Below are 19,916 nucleotides of genomic sequence, written 5' to 3' on the forward strand. Positions count from 1 at the left end.
ACCGGTCGCAGGTTTACGTTAACGTAAAGGTGAGAGCCAGGCCGCGCCGCTCTCGACATCCTATTCCCTCAATAAAAACAAGTTTGAAGGTGCCCCGCCATGAGTTACCCGACCCTGAACTTCGCCCTCGGTGAAACCATCGACATGCTGCGCCAACAGGTCCAGGCCTTCGTCAAGGCGGAGCTGGCACCCCGGGCAGCGCAGATCGATGTCGACAACCTGTTCCCCGCCGACATGTGGCGCAAATTCGGCGACATGGGCCTCTTGGGCATCACCGTGGCGGAAGAATACGGTGGCGCCGGCCTGGGTTACTTGGCGCATGTGGTGGCCATGGAGGAGATCAGCCGCGGCTCGGCCTCGGTGGCGCTGTCCTACGGCGCGCACTCCAACCTCTGCGTGAACCAGATCAACCGCAACGGCAACCACGAACAGAAGAGCAAATACCTGCCCAAGCTGATCAGCGGCGAACACATCGGCGCCCTGGCCATGAGCGAACCCAATGCCGGCTCCGACGTGGTGTCGATGAAGCTGCGGGCCGACAAACGCGGCGACCATTTCGTGCTCAACGGCAGCAAGACCTGGATCACCAACGGCCCCGATGCCAACACCTACGTGATCTACGCCAAGACCGACCTGGAGAAAGGCCCCCACGGCATCACCGCGTTCATCGTCGAGCGCGACTGGAAAGGCTTCAGCCGCAGCAACAAGTTCGACAAGCTGGGCATGCGCGGCTCCAACACCTGCGAGCTGTTCTTCGATGACGTGGAAGTGCCGGAGGAAAACATCCTCGGCGTGCTCAATGGTGGCGTCAAAGTGCTGATGAGCGGCCTCGACTACGAGCGCGTGGTGCTCTCCGGCGGCCCCACCGGGATCATGCAGGCCTGCATGGACCTGGTGGTGCCCTACATCCACGACCGCAAGCAGTTCGGCCAGAGCATCGGCGAATTCCAGCTGATCCAGGGCAAGATCGCCGACATGTACACCCAGCTCAACGCCAGCCGCGCCTACCTGTATGCGGTGGCCCAAGCCTGCGAGCGCGGCGAAACCACCCGCAAGGATGCCGCCGGAGTGATCCTCTACAGCGCCGAGCGCGCGACCCAGATGGCCCTCGACGCAATCCAGATCCTCGGCGGCAACGGCTACATCAATGAATTCCCCGCCGGCCGCCTGCTGCGCGACGCCAAGCTCTACGAGATCGGCGCCGGCACCAGCGAGATCCGCCGCATGCTGATCGGTCGCGAACTGTTCAACGAAACCCGCTAACGGAGCTGTCCATGGCTATCTTGCATACCCAGCTCAACCCGCGCTCAGCGGAGTTCGTGGCCAACAGCGAGGCGATGCTGGCCCAGGTCGACGCCTTGCACAGCCTGCTCGCCCAGGTCCAGCAAGGCGGCGGCGCCAAGGCCCAGGAGCGCCACACTTCGCGGGGCAAGCTGCTGCCCCGCGAGCGCATCAACCGCCTGCTCGACCCCGGCTCGCCGTTCCTGGAAATCAGCGCCCTGGCCGCCTATGAGGTCTACGGCGAAGACGTACCCGCCGCAGGCGTGATTGCCGGTATCGGCCGGGTGGAAGGCGTCGAATGCATGATCGTGGCCAACGACGCCACGGTGAAAGGCGGTTCCTATTACCCGCTGACGGTGAAAAAGCACCTGCGGGCGCAGACCATCGCCCAGCAGAACCGCCTGCCGTGCATCTACCTGGTGGACTCCGGCGGCGCCAACCTGCCGCGCCAGGATGAAGTGTTCCCGGACCGCGAGCACTTCGGGCGGATCTTCTTCAACCAGGCAAACATGAGCGCCCAGGGCATCCCGCAGATCGCCGTGGTGATGGGCTCCTGCACCGCCGGGGGTGCCTATGTTCCGGCCATGGCCGACGAAGCCATCATGGTCCGTGAACAAGCCACTATCTTTCTCGCCGGCCCGCCCCTGGTGAAAGCCGCTACCGGCGAAGTGGTAAGTGCCGAGGACCTGGGCGGCGCCGATGTGCATTGCAAGATTTCCGGGGTTGCCGACCACTATGCCGAGAGCGACGAACACGCCCTGGCCCTGGCCCGGCGCAGCGTGGCCAACCTCAACTGGCACAAACAGGGCCAACTGCAACAACGCACGCCGATCGCTCCGCTGTATGCCCGCGACGAACTCTATGGCGTGGTCCCGGCCGATCCCAAGCAGCCGTTCGATGTACGTGAGGTCATCGCCCGGCTGGTGGACGGTTCGGTATTCGATGAGTTCAAGGCCCTGTTCGGCACCACCCTGGTCTGCGGCTTCGCCCACCTGCACGGCTACCCGGTGGCCATCCTCGCCAACAACGGCATCCTCTTCGCCGAAGCCGCGCAAAAAGGCGCGCACTTCATCGAACTGGCCTGTCAGCGCGGGATTCCGCTGCTGTTCCTGCAGAACATCACCGGTTTCATGGTGGGGCAGAAATATGAGGCTGGCGGCATCGCCAAGCACGGCGCCAAGCTGGTGACCGCAGTGGCCTGCGCCCAGGTACCGAAGTTCACGGTGATCATCGGCGGCAGTTTCGGTGCCGGCAACTACGGCATGTGCGGCCGGGCCTATGACCCGCGCTTCCTGTGGATGTGGCCCAACGCGCGCATCGGCGTGATGGGGGCCGAGCAGGCCGCCGGAGTCCTGGTGCAGGTCAAGCGCGAACAGGCCGAGCGCGGCGGGCAAAGCTTCGACGCCGCCCAGGAAGCCCAGATCAAGCAGCCGATCCTCGACCAGTACGAACATCAGGGGCACCCCTACTACTCCAGCGCACGGCTCTGGGATGACGGCGTCATCGACCCGGCGCAAACCCGTGACGTACTGGCCCTGGCCCTGTCTGCGGCCCTCAACGCCCCCATCGAACAGAGCCGCTTCGGCGTGTTCCGCATGTAATCCTGCGCGAGAAGAACATGAGCGACTTCAATACCCTGGAACTGCTGCGTGACCCTCGAGGCTTCGCCACCCTGTGGCTCAGCCGCGAAGACAAGAACAACGCCTTCAACGCCGAAATGATCCGTGAACTGATCCTCGCCCTGGATCAGGTGCAGGGCGACCCGAGCCTGCGCTTCCTGCTGCTGCGCGGGCGCGGCCGGCATTTCAGCGCCGGCGCCGACCTGGCCTGGATGCAGCAATCGGCCGAGCTCGACTACCACACCAACCTCGACGACGCCCGGGAACTGGCGGAGCTGATGTACAACCTGGCCAAGCTGAAGATCCCGACCCTGGCGGTGGTGCAAGGCGCGGCCTTTGGCGGGGCCCTGGGCCTGATCAGTTGCTGCGACATGGCCATTGGCAGTGACGAGGCGCAATTCTGCCTCTCCGAAGTGCGCATCGGCCTGGCACCAGCGGTCATCAGCCCGTTCGTGGTCCAGGCCATCGGCGAACGCGCTGCCCGCCGCTATGCCCTCACCGCCGAACGCTTTGGCGGCCAGCGGGCGCGGGAAATCGGTCTCCTGGCAGAAAGCTATCCCGCCGCAGAGCTGGATCAACAGGTCCAGCAGTGGGTCGACAATCTGCTGCTCAACAGTCCCCAGGCGATGCGCGCCAGCAAGGACCTGCTGCGGGAAGTGGGCAACGGCGCGTTGACCACCGCCCTGCGTCGCTATTGCGAAAACGCCATCGCCCGCATCCGGGTCAGCGCCGAAGGCCAGGAAGGCCTGCGGGCATTCCTGGAAAAACGCCCGCCCAGCTGGCAGTCCGAGACCACGTCCAAGGAGTCCCGTTGATGAGCGCCCCTGTTCTAGACACCCTGCTGGTGGCCAACCGCGGCGAGATCGCCTGCCGGGTGATGCGCACCGCCAAGGCCCTGGGCCTGACCACCGTGGCCGTGCACAGCGCTACCGACCGCGACGCCCGGCACAGCCGTGAAGCGGATATCCGCGTGGACCTGGGCGGCAGCAAGGCTGCCGACAGCTACCTGCAGATCGACAAGCTGATTGCCGCCGCCCGGGCCAGCGGCGCCCAGGCCATCCATCCCGGGTATGGATTTCTCTCGGAGAACGCCGGTTTTGCCCGAGCCATCGAAGCCGCCGGGCTGATTTTCCTCGGCCCGCCTGCCGCGGCCATCGACGCCATGGGCAGCAAGTCGGCAGCCAAGGCGCTGATGGAAACCGCCGGGGTGCCCCTGGTTCCGGGTTACCACGGTGAAGCCCAGGACCTGGAAACCTTCCGCAATGCCGCCGAACGCATCGGCTACCCGGTGCTGCTCAAGGCCACCGCGGGCGGTGGCGGCAAGGGCATGAAAGTCGTCGAGGACGTCAGCCAACTGGCCGAAGCCCTGGCCTCGGCCCAGCGCGAAGCCCAGTCGTCCTTCGGCGATTCGCGGATGCTGGTGGAAAAGTACCTGCTCAAGACACGGCACGTGGAGATCCAGGTGTTTGCCGACCAGCACGGCAACTGCCTGTACCTCAACGAACGCGACTGTTCGATCCAGCGCCGCCACCAGAAAGTGGTCGAGGAAGCTCCGGCCCCGGGCCTCAGCCCCGAACTGCGCAAGGCCATGGGCGAAGCCGCGGTGCGCGCGGCCCAGGCCATTGGCTACGTGGGCGCGGGCACCGTGGAGTTTCTCCTGGATGCCCGTGGCGAGTTCTTCTTCATGGAGATGAACACCCGATTGCAGGTGGAACACCCGGTCACCGAGGCCATCACCGGCCTGGACCTGGTGGCCTGGCAGATCCGCGTGGCCCGCGGCGAAACCCTGCCCATCAGCCAGGAGCAGGTGCCACTGCGCGGGCATGCGATCGAAGTACGGCTGTATGCCGAAGACCCGGCCAACGACTTTCTTCCGGCCACCGGGCGCCTGGAGCTGTACCGCGAATCGGTTGCAGGCCCCGGTCGGCGGGTGGACAGCGGTGTCGAGGAAGGCGACAGCGTTTCGCCCTTCTACGACCCGATGCTGGGCAAGCTCATTGCCTGGGGCGAAGACCGCGAGCAGGCGCGCCTGCGGTTGCTGAGCATGCTGGACGAGTTCGTCATCGGCGGCCTGAAGACCAACCTGGCGTTTCTGCGGCGCATCATTGCCCACCCGGCCTTTGCCGAAGCGCAGCTGGATACCGGCTTTATCCCTCGCTATCAGGAGCAGTTGCTGCCAGCCGCAGGCGAGCTGAGTGCAGACTTCTGGCAAGCGGCCGCCCACGCCTTCAGCCAGAGCCAGCCGCCACGCACACGAAGCGATGATCCCGACTCGCCATGGTCCGCCATCAACGGCTGGCGCAACGGCCTGCCAGCGCAAACCAGCCTGCACCTGAGCTGCGCCGGCCAGGATCAGGCCATCAGCCTTGGCGCTCGCACTGCGGCCTTTGAGCTGCAGGGCGAGCACCTATGGACAGAGCAACAGGGACTGCGCCGCGAGCACCGGGCCATCCGTCGCGGCGACACCCTGTACCTGAACTGGCAGGGCGACACACATGCCGTCAGCGCCTATGACCCGATTGCCGCGGCCGAAGCCAGCCATAGCCAGCAAGGCGGGCTGACTGCGCCGATGAATGGCAGCATCGTTCGGATATTGGTCAGCCCGGGGCAAAGCGTCGAGGCCGGTGCACAACTGGTAGTGCTGGAAGCCATGAAGATGGAACACAGCATTCGTGCCCCCCAGGCCGGGGTCATCAAGGCGCTGTATTGCCAGGAAGGCGAAATGGTCAGCGAAGGCAGTGCATTGGTGGAGTTGGAATAACTCCCAAGTAAGAAAGCCCCTTCCTGTTTGCAGGAAGGGGCTTCTAGGGAAAGTTAAAACTTCGCAGTAGCTTGTACGACTACACCAATAATCCGGCACTTGTCGCTGTAGAGCATCTTCGGATAAGTAGGATTGAGCGGAACCAGGTAACGCAAACCACCCTCTTGCACCAACTTGCGGAAGATCGCCTCGTCACTACCAGGACACTGTACAACCACCAACTTCCCGGGTTCGGCGCCAATCGCCGGGTCCACCAGGATCAGCATGTCCTGGCTGATGCTCAGACCGCTGGGAGCGATCATCGCGTCGCCGACCACCACCAGCCAGAATGCCGCGCCCCGGGCCTGATAGTCGGAAAGCTCGTAGCGCTCCGGCACGTAGGCAGGCTGCCCGTCTTCGCGAACCTCGCCGGCCACCCGCCAATCGCTCACCGGGTAACGGAAGTACGGGTTGTACTTGTTGAGGAGCGCAGGCCCGTCTGCCAGGGGCTCGCCATCGTCTCCTAGCAAGGGTTTCTCGCGGACCACCAGGGCCACTTCGAGAAAGCCCATGCCGATCTCTTCCAGCACCCGGTTCATGTCTTCGATCTTCGGTTGGCGGCGCTTGCTCAACCAGTGACCGATACCCCCTTGAGACATGCCCAGGCGCTCGGCGAGCTTTTCCTGTGTGACCTTGCGGCCTTTCATGTTGGCTTTGACCAACTCGATCCATTTGTCCATGGGCCGAACAATACGTTGTGTATTTCCAGCCTCAACACACAACTTGTAGTATTTGAAATCCCGTCACAATTACAATGTGTATTAACATCGGCCTACCCCTATTTCCTTTCTCAGACAGGGCAGAACACTTCATGAACACAAGCAGCAAGGACGTGCCGGAACTCGATACAGAGACCACATTAAGCTCACTCAAGGACAGCCAGGCTGCCCGACGCGCAATGGACTATTACTTGAAGCCGGCCATTACCGAGTCAGACAAGGAAGAGAAGTTCTTCGAAATCAGGCGCAGCCTGAGCAGCGAGGAAGCCATGATCCACGCCTCCGACCTGCTGCGCTGTGCAGCGGCCACCGCCTACGATGCAGCGGACAATCTGCGGGGAGCCAATCGCGACCTGGCGTTTTCAGTGGTGCACATGATCGATCTGGCCAAGGCCCTGGTGGACAAATCACTGGAAAGCCAGCGCGTTGAGTCGAACTGAAGCCCTGCGTACGGCTGGACGTGAAGCCAGCGACGGGAAAAAACGGAAGTGGAAAAATATTTTCCGGAAGGCGGGGAAAAACATTTGACTTGCAAATGATAATGATTATTATTGCAAGCAACTGGTCGCGAGATCAGTCGATAGCCCAAAGGACCTTAGGTCGGACCTTTGGATTATCTCCTCATCAGGCTAATCACGGTTTTTGACCCGGCTTTTTGCCGGGTCTTTTTTTTGCCAGTTTTTCTGGCTTGGCTTCAGGCTAATGAAGACTGTAGGTGTCGCAAAAAATAATGGCGGCGATGATAGCAAAAGAATGTCCTTTTGCAAGCAAACGCCCGTCGTAAAAGCCTCGCAAATCAAAAAGTAGCGCTTGAGAATCAATCGCATAGCCACTAAGCTTCGTCTGCGTCAAGGACGACGCCCCCCTTCTTTTACCCCCCCTTCTGTGTAGAGTAGCGCTCATAACAATCCTGATAAGGAATCGATTATGACCGTGGGCAATCACACTTCTTTTGATATTTGCGCTGATTTCGACAGTGGCAACATCGACGTACTGGATATCAGCAACCCGTTGCAGGCACTGCTGGCCATCCGCCCGGATACCCGCAGCCCGCACTTCCAGTGGTTTCATTTCAAGGTCAGCGGCCTGCATGTCGGCCAGGAACACTGGTTTCGCCTGACCAACGCCAGCCAATCCTCCTACAACAAAGCCTGGACCGGCTATCAGGCAGTGGCCTCCTACGACCATGTGAACTGGTTTCGCGTACCGACGATCTTCGAAGGCGACGCCTTGCGCTTCAACCTGGAAGCCACCCAGACCCATGCCTGGTTCGCCTACTTCGAACCCTACAGCCGTGGCCGCCACGACTGGCTGATCGACCAGGCCCTGACCAAGGCCGGCACCGAGTTGCTGGCCGTGGGTAAAAGCGTCGAAGGCCGGGACATCCAGTTGCTGCGCAAAGGCAGCGGCGCGCCAGGCCAACGCAAGATCTGGATCATCGCCCAGCAGCATCCCGGTGAGCACATGGCCGAATGGTTCATGGAGGGCGTGATCGAGCGCCTGTTCCGTCACGATGATGCGGAGCTCAACGCGCTACTGGCCAAGGCCGACCTGTACCTGGTGCCGAACATGAACCCCGACGGCGCATTCCACGGCCACCTGCGCACCAATGCCCAGGGCCAGGACCTGAACCGCGCCTGGCAGACCGCCAGCCAGGAACTCAGCCCGGAAGTGCTGTTCGTCCAGCAGCAGATGGAACAATACGGCGTCGACCTGTTTCTCGATGTGCACGGCGATGAAGAGATTCCCCACGTGTTCACCGCCGGCTGCGAAGGCAACCCGGGCTACACCCCGCGACTGGAGAAGCTCGAGGAGCATTTCCGCAGCCACCTGAAACGCCAGACCCGGGACTTCCAGACCACCCACGGCTACACCCGGGACAAACCCGGCCAGGCCAACATGGCCCTGGCCTGCAATGCCGTCGGGGAAAAGTACGACTGCCTGGCCCTGACCCTGGAAATGCCCTTCAAGGACCACGATGACAACCCCAACCCGCTCACCGGCTGGTCGGGCAAACGCTCCATGCAACTGGGCAAGGATGTGCTGAGCACCCTGGCCGACCTGGTGGATCACCTGCGCTGAACCCGACTGAGGGCTGCCCCCCCCGTTGCGCAGCCCTCAGTCACCCTCCCCGACCGCCACCCGCCGGCAATCCTCCGGCCCCAGCAAGCGCCCGTCCGCCGAGCGCAGTTCCAGCGCGCGCAACGGCTGCCCGGTCTGCCGGTCGACCATCCGTGAATGCGCTTCCCCTTCCTGATAGAAAAACGCTTCGCCCCATTGGCGCAAGCCGATGATCAGGGGAAACAGCCCCCTGCCCTTTTCCGTCAGCACGTACTCCTGGTAGGCACTGCCATCGGACGCCGGGACAACCTCGAACACCCCATGTTCCACCAGGGTCCGCAGGCGTGTGGCCAGGATGTTCTTGGCCATGCCGAGGTTGCGCTGGAACTCGCCAAAACGGCGGATTCCGTCAAAGGCATCCCGCACGATCAGCAGCGACCACCAGTCGCCAATGGCGTCCAGTGAGCGGGCAACCGGGCACTCGGCATCTTGCAGGCTGGTGCGCTTGACCATGTAGGGCATTCTCCGATCAGGCCAAAGGAAAGTGGTTGCAATATAAAACCACGATCTTTACCGTACAACTGGTTTCATTATGAAACCAAAACCCGGAGCCCAACATGTCAGCCAATTCTTCCCCTCATGCCTCGCCTGCTCTTTCCACCAAAGTGGTGCTGCTATTCGCCATCGCCTGCGGTCTGGCGGTGGGTAACGTCTACTACGCCCAGCCACTGCTGGATGCCATGGCTCATACCTTCGACCTGGCGCCGGCCACCGTGGGCATCGTCATCACCCTGACCCAGGTCGGCTATGGCCTGGGCCTGCTGTTGCTGGTGCCCCTGGGGGACCTGTACAACCGGCGACGGCTGATCGTGACCCAGACCCTGCTCTCGGTGCTGGCCCTGCTCACCGTGGCCCTGGCCCCGAGCAGCGCCTGGCTGCTGCTGGGCATGGCCTGCATCGGCCTGCTGGCGGTGGTAACCCAGGTACTGGTGGCCTACGCCGCCAACCTGGCCCCGGCAGAGCAACGCGGCCGAACCGTGGGCATGGTCACCAGCGGCGTGGTGGTAGGCATCCTGCTGGCCCGTACCGTGGCCGGGACCATGGCCGACCTGGCGGGCTGGCGTTCGGTCTATCTGTTGTCCGCCGGGCTGACCCTGCTGGTGGCCCTGGCCCTGTGGAAAACCCTGCCTACCCGCGAGCAACCCAAGGCCACCCAGGGTTACGGGCAATTGCTCGGTTCGCTGCTGCAACTGTTCAAGGAGGAAAAAGTGCTGCGGGACCGGGCGGTGCTGGCGATGCTGATCTTCGCCGCCGGCACCGTGCTGTGGACGCCATTGGTGTTGCCATTGAGTGCCCCGCCACTGTCCTTGTCCCACACCGAGATCGGCCTGTTCGGCCTCGCCGGCGCGGCAGGCGCCCTGGGCGCGGCACGGGCCGGGCACCTGGCCGACCGCGGCCTGGCGCAGTGGACCAGCGGCCTGGCACTGGGCCTGATGCTGCTGTCCTGGCTGCCCATTGCCTTCACTCAATCGTCCCTGTGGGCCCTGCTGTTCGGGGTAATCAGCTTCGACCTGGGCCTGCAGGCCGTGCACGTCACCAGTCAGAGCCTGATCTACAGCGTGCGCCCCGAGGCGCAGAGCCGACTGGCCGCCGGCTACATGCTGTTCTATTCCCTGGGCAGCGCCGCAGGCTCCATCGCCGCCACCGCCACCTATGCCTGGGCCGGCTGGGCCGGGGTCTGCCTGCTGGGGGCCGGGATCAACGGCGTGGCGCTGATCTACTGGCTGTGGAGCCTGGCCCCGGGCAAAGCCGCGGCCAGGGTGGGTTGCGCCACTTGAGCCCGGCGCCGCCGGGTTCAATCAACCGCGGCCGCGCAACATGCTCTGCAGCACGCCATCGCGACGCACCCAACCATGGAACAGCGCCGCGGCCAGATGCAGCAGCACGGTGAAAAACAGCAGGTACGCCAGATAACCATGGGCCTTGCGCAACACCGCAAACAGCTGGGCATTGGCCGGCAGGATCGCCGGCAGTTGCAGCGAACTGCCAAGCATCACCGGGTCACCGGCCGCCGAGATCATGCCCCAGCCCAGCAGCGGCAGGCTCAGCATCAAGGCGTACAGCAGCACATGGGAGGCCTTGGCCGCCAGCACCTGCCAGCCCGGCAGGTCTGCCGGCAACGGCGGTTGTCGGGTGTAGAAACGCACCCATAGGCGCACCAGCACCAACAGCAGGATGGCGATCCCCAGGGGCTTGTGCAGGTGGATCAGCCATTCATGACGCGCGGAAACCGAGGCCACCATGCCGGCGCCGATGAACAGCATGGCGATGATCAGCAACGCCATCAGCCAGTGCAGCAGGCGCGCCAGGGGGGCGAAATGTCGAGGTTGGCTATTCATGGACGTGGCTCCTGGGCGCCGGGCAATTGGCTGACTTCGCTGGTGCGACGCAGGTAGGAACTGGCGTAGGCCGCAGAGCGCGCTGCCAGCAGGGGGTCGTCGGACGCCTGGATGCCGCTGGGCAGGATCAGCGGGTCGTAATTGATGTCCCGACACTCGCCGCTGTTCTGCGCCTGGGTGCTTTGCAGCACCAGGGTCCCGGCGTTGATTACCGGCCGCTGCGCCGGCCAGGCCTTGCTGGCGTCATCCGTGGGGTCGCCGGGCGCCGCCAGGGTGATCTGCAAGCGCCAGCGCAGCGGCCCTTGGGCCAGGCGCCGAACCAGGTCCTGCTCCAGGTAGTCGGCGCCTTGCGGGGCACTGCCTGCATCAGGCCCATCCCGGGTCTCGGGCACTACCCCCCAGCGCACTGCCTGGCGCTTGCCGCTGCCATCCACCAGGTAGAAGGCATTGATCCCGTTGTAGCTTTCACTGGCATAGCTGGCCGAAGGTTTGGCGCCCTTGACCCATTGCAGGAACGGCGTCGCCTCGGGATGACTGGCGAAGAATGCCGGCACTTTGCTCGGGTCCGGCTTGCCCGTGGCCGGATCAGGGGAGCCGGCCTGTTGCAACTGATAGAAGGCTTCGGGAGTGCCCACCGGGAACACCGGCATGCTGTTCATCCCGGTCCGCCACTGCTGGCCGTTGGCCTGGAGGAAACGCAGCGCCAGGCTGCGGATCGGCACGCTGCTGTCCGGCGCATAGGGATTGCCACTGGGCAGGGCAAAGCGCCCCACCACCGGCGTGCGTGCCTCATTGAACACCTGCGCCGTGGAGTAGGCCCGGGCCTCGCCGCTGCTTTCGAAGTAGCCGATGACGCACACCCCTTTGGCGTGGTTACGGCGATACCCCGGGTGCACGCCATTGTTGGTTTCCAGCACATCCACCAGGGCCTTGGGGGTCAGGCGACCGGGATCGAGGCTGCCATGCACATAGGCCAGAGCCCCCGCAGCGACGGCCACCACCAGGGCGATTGCCCCCAGGCGCAGGGTCAGGCTGACGGGCCCCAGGGGTGGGCGGTCGGGCTTTGATGAAGGATCAACCATGGGACATCTCCAATACGCGTAGCCATGAGGGCAAGGACCTGTCAGACGCAGCTCGCCCAGGGTTATTCCACGACCGGTATTTATTTTCCTGCGGCTGGAATAACCTGCTGTGCGGCGCGTCTTCCTAGCCTCAAGCCTAGTGACTGGCCCAGCATCCGCAGGATTTCATGAACGATCTCGACCAACAGCTACGCCCGCTGATTCCAAGGCTGCGCCGCTTTGCCCTGTCCCTGACGCGCCAGCCCAGCAGCGCCGACGATCTGGTGCAGGCCTGCCTGGAACGCGCCCTCGCCGGATGGACCGAGAAACGCCCCGAAGGCGACCTGCGGGCCTGGCTGTTCGCCATCCTCTACCGGCAGTTCCTCGATGCCCACCGGCGTTCCCGACGCTACGCGCGGATGCTGGAGTTCTTCACCGGCCGTGACGACAGCCAGCCCTCGGTGGAGCGCACGGTGATGGCGCAATCGACCCTGGAAGCCTTCGACCGCCTGAATGCCGAACAGCGCGCCCTGCTGCTCTGGGTGTCGGTGGAAGGCTTGAGCTACAAGGAGATCGCCGAGATTCTCCAAGTGCCCACCGGCACCGTGATGTCGCGCCTGTCCCGGGCCCGCCAGGCCCTGCGCCAACTCAGCGACGGCGAAATCAGCAGCCCTTCTCTACGGATACTCAAATGATCAGCCTGCCCCCCAGCGACAGCGACTTGCACGCTTATGTCGATCACCAACTCAGTGAGCAGGACCGCCGGCTGCTGGAACACTACCTGGCCAGCCACCCGCAGGTGGCGGCCCGGGTCCAGGCCTGGCAGCAGGACGCCCAGCACCTGCGGGCGGCCCTGGGTGGTGCCCTGCTGCAGCCGGCCAACCCGGCGCTGGACCCTGTGCAGATCCGCGCGCGCCTGAAGCAACGTAGCCTGCGCCGCCTGGCCAGTGCCGCGGTGCTCCTGGTGGCGGTGGGCGTGGGCGGCCTGAGCGGCTGGCAGGCGCGGGAACTGACCCTGGCCGGCAGCAGCGTGCTGCCCATGACCGACGCCCTGCAGGCCTATCGTCTGTTTGCCGAGCAGGGCATGCTCCCCGCGGACTTCAAAGTACAGGGCAATCAGAGCATCCAGGCCTGGCTGGACCGCTACTTCACCCAGGCCAGCCCATTGCCGGATCTGCAGGGGGCCGGGTTCAGGGCCGTCAGCGGGCGCCTGCTGAGCACCGAGCAAGGCCCGGCGGCCATGGTGCTGTACGAGGATCGCGAGGGGCGCAAGGTTAGCTTCTACATCCGCCCGCCAGGGCCGCAGAACAAACTGCTGCCCCCGGGCAGCCGCCGCGAGGGCCCGTTGCAGGCGCAGTACTGGTCCGGCCAGGGCTACAACTACGCCATGGTCGGCCCGGCGGAAATTCCCCTATAGCCCTCAGAAGCCCACGTCCAGCACCACGTTGTCGATATAGGTGCCGGCCGGCGGGGTGCTCTGGTCGGTGTAGATCCTGGCGTTGTAGTTGAAGATCTGGCTGCCGGTGCCCAGGCCGTTGCCGGGGTTCACCTCGGCATCGGTGCTGGAGCGCCGGGCACTGCCGACACTGCCCCAGCGGGTGCTGCCGGCACTCTTGAAGATGTCGTAGGCCAGGTAGTTGCTGCCGGAAATCATCTGCCTGCGCCCCCCCGCACTCACCGGGTGCTGGCCATCGCTCAGGCCCACGGTGTAGGCACTGCCCTTGGTGCAGGCCAGGTTGATGGTCTGCCCGGTCACCGTCGCGAAGGCGCTGATCACCGGCGCGCTGCCGAAACTGATGTTCGGCGCAGTGATCACGCAATCGTTGGACACCGTCATGTTCACGGTCAGGCTCTGGGTACCGCTGCCGACATCCCGGCCCAGACAGATCCCCAGGGCGCCGATTCCGGAGCAATAGTTCCAGCTCCAGAGAATGCTCAGGTTCTCGGTATAGACCCCCGCCGCCACGTTGCTGCCGGTGAGCGTACCCAGGTAGATGGGCACCGTCTTGGCCACGGTCGGGCTGCCCAGCAGGCCCAGCAGGTCGATGATGGAATTGCGGGCGAAGTCGAACTGCACCCCGCGGGTGATCGGATAGCTGGTGCTGTTGTTGGCGTACAGGGTGTAGCTGATGACGTCGCCGGTAGGTCCCACCATGCCGCTGGTGGTGGAGGTGATGGTGGCGTAGAAATGATCGTTGCTGGCCAGAATGCTCAGCAGCGAGCCGGTACAGCTCAGCCCGGCATTGGTGGTGGAGGCCGGCTGCGAGGTGGTGCGCACCAGGATCGAGCTGACGGTACCGAAGCCTGCCGGCGCGGTCGGGACCGTCGTGCACAGTGCCTGGGCCGTGCACGACAGCACGCTCGCCAGCAGCCCCAGTATTGCCTGTCGCCATCCCTTGCCCGCATTCACACGCCACGCTCCTTGATCCGGTGATACCGCCGTTACTGACAGACCAGCGGGCCGATCAACGGCACCTGCTGCTGTTGCATGTCGATGTCGAACTGCGCCAGGCAGGTCTTGCCGTCGGCCAGTTCCACGTGCAGGGTGTTTTGGGCCGCGAGGTTTTCCAGATAGACCAGCCCATCCCAGCCGACCACCGTCCGCGCCCCGCTCTGCTCATGAGTGACGTTGCTGCCCAGGGGCAGCTCGCGCTGCTGGGCGTCCACCAGCACCACGCTGGCGGCAATGATCCGGGTCAGCGGAAACTCCAGCAGGTAGCCGCTGCCACGCCGCACCGCCACCCGCTGCTCGACATTCGGGCTCTGCACGTTGGCCGGCAGGTTCAGCGGATCGATCTCGTACTTGCCGCGGTAATAGGCGCTGCTCCAGGGCACCAGCAGATGGCCGTTCTTGTCGGTCTGGCCCACCAGCTGGTTTTCATAGCGCACCGGGATGTCCTTGTAGCCGTCGGTACTGACCACCACGAAGGCGTCGTCGATCTGGTTGGCGGCGAACACCTGGCGGTCCATCCACACCAGTGAACCGCTGGCATCGGCCCAGCGGGTCTCGGCATCGCTGGTGCCATAGACCCCGGCCTGCAGGCGCACCGACTGCAGGCGCCAGGTCACATCGGCCTGGCGATAGTCGGCGCCACTGCCGGTGGCGTAGCCAAGGTTGTAGCCAACCCCGCCTTCGATCGGCACCGAGCGGCTGAAGTTGACCCGCTGGCGGTTTTCCCCGGTCTTGCTGCGCTCGTTGCTCAGGCTCAGGCTGCCGTGCAGGTCGAAGGGGACCACCAGTTGTGCCTGCATGGCCCAGTGGCTGTCGCCGATCTCGCGGTTGGCCGACAGGTAGAAGCTGCTGCTGTGCCACAGCGGCTTGCTCCAGGTCAGGTTCAACAGCCGGGTACGGGTCGAGTCGGCGGCGCGCACGTCGAAATAACCGGCGCCCAGGCTGCCGAAGCGCTCCAGGTTGAGGCTCAGGGTCAGTTGCTCGCTACGCTGGCTGAGGCTGGTGTAGGGGCTGTCGACCACCGTCAGGTCGGCGTACTGATCACGCCGCTGCACCCGCTGGTAGGCGACGCTGTAGCGCTGGCTGCTGTACTGATAGCCAAGGCTCAACTGCTGGCCGCCGTCGCCGTCGAAACGGCTCTGGCTGACGGCGGTATTGATTACCCCGAACTGCCCCAGCCGCAGGTTGCCGCCGACCCCGCCCAGGGTCAGGGAGTCCGAGGCTTCGGCATGGCCTTCCAGGGTCAGGCTGTCGCTCAGGCCGTAGCGCAGGCTGCCGGAAGTCACCCCCGGGCCATAGCCGAAGTCGCGCAGGGTGTAGTCCCGGCGCAAGGTACCCGCGGCCACCGAGAAGTCCGTCAGGCCCTTTTGCAGCAAGGTGCTGGTGACGTAGAACGGCACCGTGGTGGACACCTGCCGGCCAAGGGCATCGGTGGTGACCACCACCGCTTCGCCGGCGCCGTTGATGAAGGGAATGTTGGTCAGGGTGTAGGGGCCGGGCTGCAGGTCGGCGCTGCTGGATTTGTAGCCGTTGATGAACAGGTCCACCGAGGACGGCACCGCTGCTTCCCCGGCGAACTGCGGCAAGGGATAGGTCACCAGGTCCGGACGCACCGAGAAATCCCGGGACAGTTGCACCCCGCCCAGGCGCACCGAGTTGCTCCAGGGCAAGGCGCCACTGATCAGGTCACCGGCCTCGTAGGTCAGCAGGCGTTCATCGTCGGAAAAACGCCAGGTGGTGTCATAGCGTCGGTAACCGTTGTTCAGGGAGCTGTTCCCACCCCCCGACAGGGTCTGGCGGTACTGCCCGGTGTTGGACAGCGTGCCCCAGGAGTCGAACAGCCGCACCTCGTTCCAGGCCGCCAGGTAGGTGCCGCCGTCATCGGTGTCGTTGAGGTACAGGTCGTAGTTGAGCAACCCGCCGAAGCTGCTCAGGGCCGGGGTCCGTGGGTAAGCCTGGCGGCTGCCGATGAATTGCTCCGGCAGCCAGTCGGGCGGCACGTCCAGCAGCAGCCGCTGGCCCTGGCTGTCGTAGTCGCTGTGCAGGCCCGGCAGGCTGTCCAGGTCGACCTCGGCGCCCAGCCCCTCGGGCAGCTTGATCCCGGTTTCACGCAGGGTCTGCGCCGGCAGAAACAGCCGGCCGGAGCGCTGCTCCACCGCCACCACCTTCCCTGTGTTCATCTGATTGATCACCAGTTCCAGAAACAGCTGTGCATCGGCCATCGACTCCAGGCTGCTGGGCGGCGGCGGCAGTTCGCCCGCCGGCACCCCTGCGGCCAGCATCAGGCTACACAGGCCGGTCACCAGCCCTTGCCACCTGCGAAAACGCCGAGCCGGGTCCTGGCTCATTGCGGGCTCAAGTCCATCTATGGACATCTCCATCCCGGGGCGGATGCGCCACCGCGCTCACATCCGTCCGTACCTCTCCCCACCGGCCGTCCGACTGGCGGCCGCGTTGCGCCCGAGGCTCAGTGCGTAGGCGCCAGGTCCTGTACCTGCGGTGCTCCATTGACCCGCAGTTGCAGGGTCGACTCGGCCGCCAGGGTTTCCGGCACCGGCCAGCGCATCACCGCCCCGGGCAACACATAGCCCAGCAGCCCAGGCGCCACGGGCCGGGCCTGCCCGCCCTGCTTGAAGGCCACATCGGTCAGGCGGGCGTGCACCGCGCCCTGGTTGCGCAGCTCGAAAAACGTCTTGCCGTCCACTGCCACCTTGCGCCAGCTCAGGTCCGGCACGCCGGCCCCCTTGGGATCGCGTGGACGGGAGGTGTCTTCCTTGCTCCACAGCCCGGCGCCATAGGCGAACAAAGGCACCGAGTAGCGCATCTGGAAGCGGATCGCTGCCGCACTCTTGGCATCCCCTTCCGGGGTGATGGGCTTGGCCGAGGGAATCTCGTCGATGATGATCCGGTACGCCAGCTCCTGCCCCGGTGGCACCTCGCGGGTGCGGGTCAGGCGTACCAGTTGCTTCTGCCCCGGCTCGATCTTCGCCACCGGCGGGCTGCCGATGACATCGCGCTGGTTCTGGTACTGGTCGGCAAAGCCGCTCTGGCTCCAGGCAAACACCCGGATCTGCAGGTTGGCGGTCTCGGTACCGCGGTTCTCCAGCCACAGCGCGCTGGCCTGCTGATCGGCCTCCAGTACCGGGTCGATCGGCCAGATCAGCACCGAACTGGCGGCCTGGACCCTGGGTACAACCGCCAACAGCCCCGCCAGGATCAGATAACCGGTCCCCCGCATGCCCTGCAAAGGTAAATGCATACTGCTACTCCTTGTCCGCCTGCCGGCTGGTTATGAATGCGCCCCATCACCACGACAGCTGCACCTGCAGCACATCGCTGTACGTCCCCCCAGGCTGATTGCCCGGCAACTGCACCTGCCCGTAGATCGGCAGGCTGATGTTATTGGCATCGCTGTAGGCCACGGCCACGCTCTGGCCTATCCCCAGGCTCTGGCTGTAGCCCGCATCGCGAAACAACTGATAGGCCACCCGCGCACTGCCGCTATTGAGCTGCATGTGCCGGCCGCTGCTGTTGTACTGGCCTCCGTCCACCGTCATGTTCAGGGTCACCCCCGGCGTGCACTGCAACTGCACGCCCCCGGTGAGCGCCACTCTGACCGTGCTGGTGGACAGCGCCGACTGGCTGCCGAAGGCCAGGCTGCCGTAGTTGCTGACACCCCCCACCACCAGGCACCCGGCGGTGATGGTGGCGCTGACCTGGAAGCTCTGGCTGGTGGCCGCAGCGATCCACCCCGGCCAGGCACTCGCGCAGGCCAGGAGCAGCAGCGCACAAGCGTGGCTGGCCATGGCATCAGAAGGTCAGTTGCACGGACACCGTATCGGTGTAGGTGCCGGCCGGTAGCCCCGCCTTGCCCACCGCCTGGCCATAGAGGTTCACGGTTTGCGCCACCCCGGTGCTTGGCGCCAGGTTGATCACGCCGTTGATCGCGACGATCTGCGAATGCCCGGAGTCGGTGTACAGGTCATAGGGCACATAGTTGGCCACCCCGTCGAACAGGGCCCGGGTGCCACCGGTGGACTTGCCGTCATTGGCGCCGCCCTGGATGGTCAGGGTCGGCGTGGTGCCGGTGGAGCAGAGGATCGACAGCGCGCCGCCACCGCCGCCCAGCACTTGGCCGGTGGCGGTGGTGAACAGGCTGTTGGTGGTGCCGAAGTTCAGGGCACCGAAGTTCAGTCCGGTGCTGCCGCCGACGCCGTTGACCTGGCAACTGCTGGTGAGGATCAGGGTCGAGCTGATCTGCCCGGTGACCGTGGTGGCGGCATTGGCCGTTGAAGCCATGACCAGCCCCAACAGAGGCCAGCCGATTCTGGATACAAGCGCGTGCATGATGTGTGTCCTCTCATGGTTTACCAATCCAGCGTGATGGTCAGGGTGTCGGTGTAGAGCCCTGCCGGAACCGCGCGGGTATTCGCGACCACAGAGCCGAACACCGGGATGGGAATCCGTCTGCCGCTGCTCACTGCGAAATTGCGCTGCTGGCCGATGCTGTAGCTGTCGCTACCGGAAGCATCGACGAACAATCGATAGGGGATGGTCTGGCGACCATTGCTCAAGCGCCGGGTCGTGCCGTCGCCGTTGAGGCCGCCATTGATGGTCACGGTGAAGCCGGTGACCGAGGAGTTGCAGGCCACCTGCAGCTGGCCCTCGGCGCTGTTGGTGAGGCTGGCCTTGATCGGCGCGACCCAGGTCGGGCCCTGCTGGCCGAAGTTGAGCATGCCCGGGTCGCCGATCGGGCTGGCAGACGGATCGCCGCCGCTGCTGACCTGGCAGGCAGCGGTAATCACCAGGCGTGCCTGGATCTGCCCGCTGATTGCCGCCTGGGCGTCGTCCGCCAACAGGCACAACGAACCCAGGGCGACAATCGTCCAGGTCCTGCCTTTCATTGCAGCCATCCCAGTTCCATCAGGACTCCCACATGGGCCGTTCACCATGAACCGCCCTCCCTGCTCTGCCCCGTTACTGGTGGCAGCATTCATGCCCCGGCCCTACCAGGTCAGGGTCACTTTCAATACATCGGAATAACCGCCGGCCCGAGGGATCTCGGCCAAAGGTTCGATACGCCCGTACAAGGGCAGGTCCACCGTGCCGGAATCCGGCACCCGGCCACTGACCGGTACATTCACCGGCAGCGGAATCCGCCGGGCCGGGTCCTGGTAGAGGCGATAAGGAATGGGTTTGCCGGCCCGGGTGTTGCTGGCCAGGTAGCGCACTTCGCCGACACCACCGTGCAGGCCGCCGTCGATGCGCATCTGATAGGGGGTATCGGGGTTGCATTCCAGGCGCGGCTGGCGGCTGCCCGGCAGTGCCGCCGACAAGGGCCCGGCCGGATCGTCCAGGCGCGCGGTGCTGCCGAAGTCCAGGGTACCGAGCTGTTCGATCCCCGCTTCGCGCTGCTGGCCGACCAACTGGCAGCCACGCAGCACATCGACCCGGACCTGCACCTGCAAGTCCGCGGCCCCTGCTGTCGCGCTGAGCAATGCGCTCATCACTGCCACACCCTTAT

General features: G+C 64.8%; 20 protein-coding genes. 9 read left to right on the plus strand and 11 right to left on the minus strand.

Translation table 11 applies throughout. The features are described from left to right. The first annotated feature begins 99 nt into the window (after window positions 1-99). Genes PFLCHA0_RS20000 through PFLCHA0_RS20015 form a run of 4 tightly spaced genes read left to right on the plus strand, consistent with a single transcriptional unit; the run spans window position 100 to window position 5,661 of the window. Window positions 100-1,263 carry an isovaleryl-CoA dehydrogenase gene (locus tag PFLCHA0_RS20000; RefSeq protein WP_015636316.1) on the plus strand — a complete coding sequence of 388 codons (1,164 nt, stop codon included), beginning with the start codon at window positions 100-102 and terminating at the stop codon, window positions 1,261-1,263. 11 nt (window positions 1,264-1,274) lie between these two features. Next, window positions 1,275-2,882, plus strand: a complete 1,608-nt coding sequence (locus PFLCHA0_RS20005) for a carboxyl transferase domain-containing protein (protein ID WP_015636317.1) — start codon at window positions 1,275-1,277, stop codon at window positions 2,880-2,882. 17 nt (window positions 2,883-2,899) lie between these two features. Then, window positions 2,900-3,715, plus strand: coding sequence for a gamma-carboxygeranoyl-CoA hydratase (locus tag PFLCHA0_RS20010; protein ID WP_011062225.1), 816 nt, complete (start codon window positions 2,900-2,902; stop codon window positions 3,713-3,715). Beyond that, a complete protein-coding gene (locus PFLCHA0_RS20015) occupies window positions 3,715-5,661 on the plus strand; it encodes an acetyl/propionyl/methylcrotonyl-CoA carboxylase subunit alpha (protein WP_015636318.1) in 1,947 nt (648 codons plus the stop codon). Before PFLCHA0_RS20010 ends, PFLCHA0_RS20015 begins: the two co-directional genes overlap by 1 nt. A 53-nt stretch (window positions 5,662-5,714) precedes the next feature. On the opposite strand, the gene PFLCHA0_RS20020 is transcribed toward PFLCHA0_RS20015, so the two are convergent. Continuing rightward, window positions 5,715-6,380, minus strand: a complete 666-nt coding sequence (locus PFLCHA0_RS20020) for a LexA family protein (protein WP_011062227.1) — start codon at window positions 6,378-6,380, stop codon at window positions 5,715-5,717. Between the two features lie 131 nt (window positions 6,381-6,511). Between PFLCHA0_RS20020 and PFLCHA0_RS20025 the strand changes: the two genes are divergently transcribed. Next, the gene (locus tag PFLCHA0_RS20025) at window positions 6,512-6,859 is read left to right on the plus strand and encodes a DUF6124 family protein (RefSeq protein ID WP_015636319.1); all 348 of its coding nucleotides are present in this window, start codon (window positions 6,512-6,514) and stop codon (window positions 6,857-6,859) included. Window positions 6,860-7,346: 487 nt separating this feature from the next. Continuing rightward, window positions 7,347-8,501 (plus strand): M14 family metallopeptidase, encoded by a 1,155-nt coding sequence (locus PFLCHA0_RS20030; RefSeq protein WP_011062229.1) that lies wholly within the window; start codon window positions 7,347-7,349, stop codon window positions 8,499-8,501. 36 nt (window positions 8,502-8,537) lie between these two features. Here PFLCHA0_RS20030 and PFLCHA0_RS20035 read toward each other — a convergent pair whose 3' ends face one another. After that, window positions 8,538-8,993, minus strand: a complete 456-nt coding sequence (locus PFLCHA0_RS20035) for a winged helix-turn-helix transcriptional regulator (protein WP_015636320.1) — start codon at window positions 8,991-8,993, stop codon at window positions 8,538-8,540. A gap of 104 nt (window positions 8,994-9,097) precedes the next feature. Between PFLCHA0_RS20035 and PFLCHA0_RS20040 the strand changes: the two genes are divergently transcribed. After that, the gene (locus PFLCHA0_RS20040) at window positions 9,098-10,318 is read left to right on the plus strand and encodes an MFS transporter (RefSeq protein WP_015636321.1); all 1,221 of its coding nucleotides are present in this window, start codon (window positions 9,098-9,100) and stop codon (window positions 10,316-10,318) included. A 21-nt stretch (window positions 10,319-10,339) separates the two neighbouring features. On the opposite strand, the gene PFLCHA0_RS20045 is transcribed toward PFLCHA0_RS20040, so the two are convergent. Both PFLCHA0_RS20045 and PFLCHA0_RS20050 read right to left on the minus strand, forming a co-directional pair. Beyond that, window positions 10,340-10,879 carry a cytochrome b gene (locus PFLCHA0_RS20045; RefSeq protein WP_011062232.1) on the minus strand — a complete coding sequence of 180 codons (540 nt, stop codon included), beginning with the start codon at window positions 10,877-10,879 and terminating at the stop codon, window positions 10,340-10,342. Beyond that, window positions 10,876-11,961 (minus strand): catalase family peroxidase, encoded by a 1,086-nt coding sequence (locus tag PFLCHA0_RS20050; RefSeq protein ID WP_015636322.1) that lies wholly within the window; start codon window positions 11,959-11,961, stop codon window positions 10,876-10,878. Before PFLCHA0_RS20050 ends, PFLCHA0_RS20045 begins: the two co-directional genes overlap by 4 nt. Before the next feature lie 167 nt (window positions 11,962-12,128). Between PFLCHA0_RS20050 and PFLCHA0_RS20055 the strand changes: the two genes are divergently transcribed. Beyond that, window positions 12,129-12,635 (plus strand): RNA polymerase sigma factor, encoded by a 507-nt coding sequence (locus tag PFLCHA0_RS20055; RefSeq protein ID WP_011062234.1) that lies wholly within the window; start codon window positions 12,129-12,131, stop codon window positions 12,633-12,635. Then, on the plus strand, window positions 12,632-13,357 hold the full coding sequence (locus PFLCHA0_RS20060) for an anti-sigma factor family protein (RefSeq protein ID WP_015636323.1): 726 nt from the start codon (window positions 12,632-12,634) through the stop codon (window positions 13,355-13,357). Before PFLCHA0_RS20055 ends, PFLCHA0_RS20060 begins: the two co-directional genes overlap by 4 nt. A gap of 3 nt (window positions 13,358-13,360) precedes the next feature. On the opposite strand, the gene PFLCHA0_RS20065 is transcribed toward PFLCHA0_RS20060, so the two are convergent. The 7 genes from PFLCHA0_RS20065 to PFLCHA0_RS20095 all read right to left on the minus strand — a co-directional run bounded on the left by PFLCHA0_RS20065 (window position 13,361) and on the right by PFLCHA0_RS20095 (window position 19,899). Beyond that, on the minus strand, window positions 13,361-14,350 hold the full coding sequence (locus PFLCHA0_RS20065; RefSeq protein WP_011062236.1) for a Csu type fimbrial protein: 990 nt from the start codon (window positions 14,348-14,350) through the stop codon (window positions 13,361-13,363). A gap of 32 nt (window positions 14,351-14,382) precedes the next feature. Further along, a complete protein-coding gene (locus PFLCHA0_RS20070; protein WP_041752419.1) occupies window positions 14,383-16,740 on the minus strand; it encodes a fimbria/pilus outer membrane usher protein in 2,358 nt (785 codons plus the stop codon). Window positions 16,741-16,859: 119 nt separating this feature from the next. Further along, entirely contained in the window at window positions 16,860-17,651 is a 792-nt protein-coding gene (locus PFLCHA0_RS20075; protein ID WP_015636325.1) for a fimbrial biogenesis chaperone, read from the minus strand. Window positions 17,652-17,697: 46 nt separating this feature from the next. Further along, window positions 17,698-18,198 (minus strand): Csu type fimbrial protein, encoded by a 501-nt coding sequence (locus PFLCHA0_RS20080; protein WP_015636326.1) that lies wholly within the window; start codon window positions 18,196-18,198, stop codon window positions 17,698-17,700. 4 nt (window positions 18,199-18,202) lie between these two features. Next, entirely contained in the window at window positions 18,203-18,739 is a 537-nt protein-coding gene (locus PFLCHA0_RS20085; protein ID WP_015636327.1) for a Csu type fimbrial protein, read from the minus strand. Window positions 18,740-18,759: 20 nt separating this feature from the next. Continuing rightward, entirely contained in the window at window positions 18,760-19,296 is a 537-nt protein-coding gene (locus PFLCHA0_RS20090) for a Csu type fimbrial protein (RefSeq protein ID WP_011062241.1), read from the minus strand. Between the two features lie 102 nt (window positions 19,297-19,398). Next, window positions 19,399-19,899 (minus strand): Csu type fimbrial protein, encoded by a 501-nt coding sequence (locus PFLCHA0_RS20095; protein ID WP_015636329.1) that lies wholly within the window; start codon window positions 19,897-19,899, stop codon window positions 19,399-19,401. Window positions 19,900-19,916: the final 17 nt, after the last annotated feature.

Origin of the sequence: Pseudomonas protegens CHA0 (assembly GCF_000397205.1) — a bacterium.
Taxonomy (GTDB): Bacteria; Pseudomonadota; Gammaproteobacteria; order Pseudomonadales; family Pseudomonadaceae; genus Aquipseudomonas; species Aquipseudomonas protegens.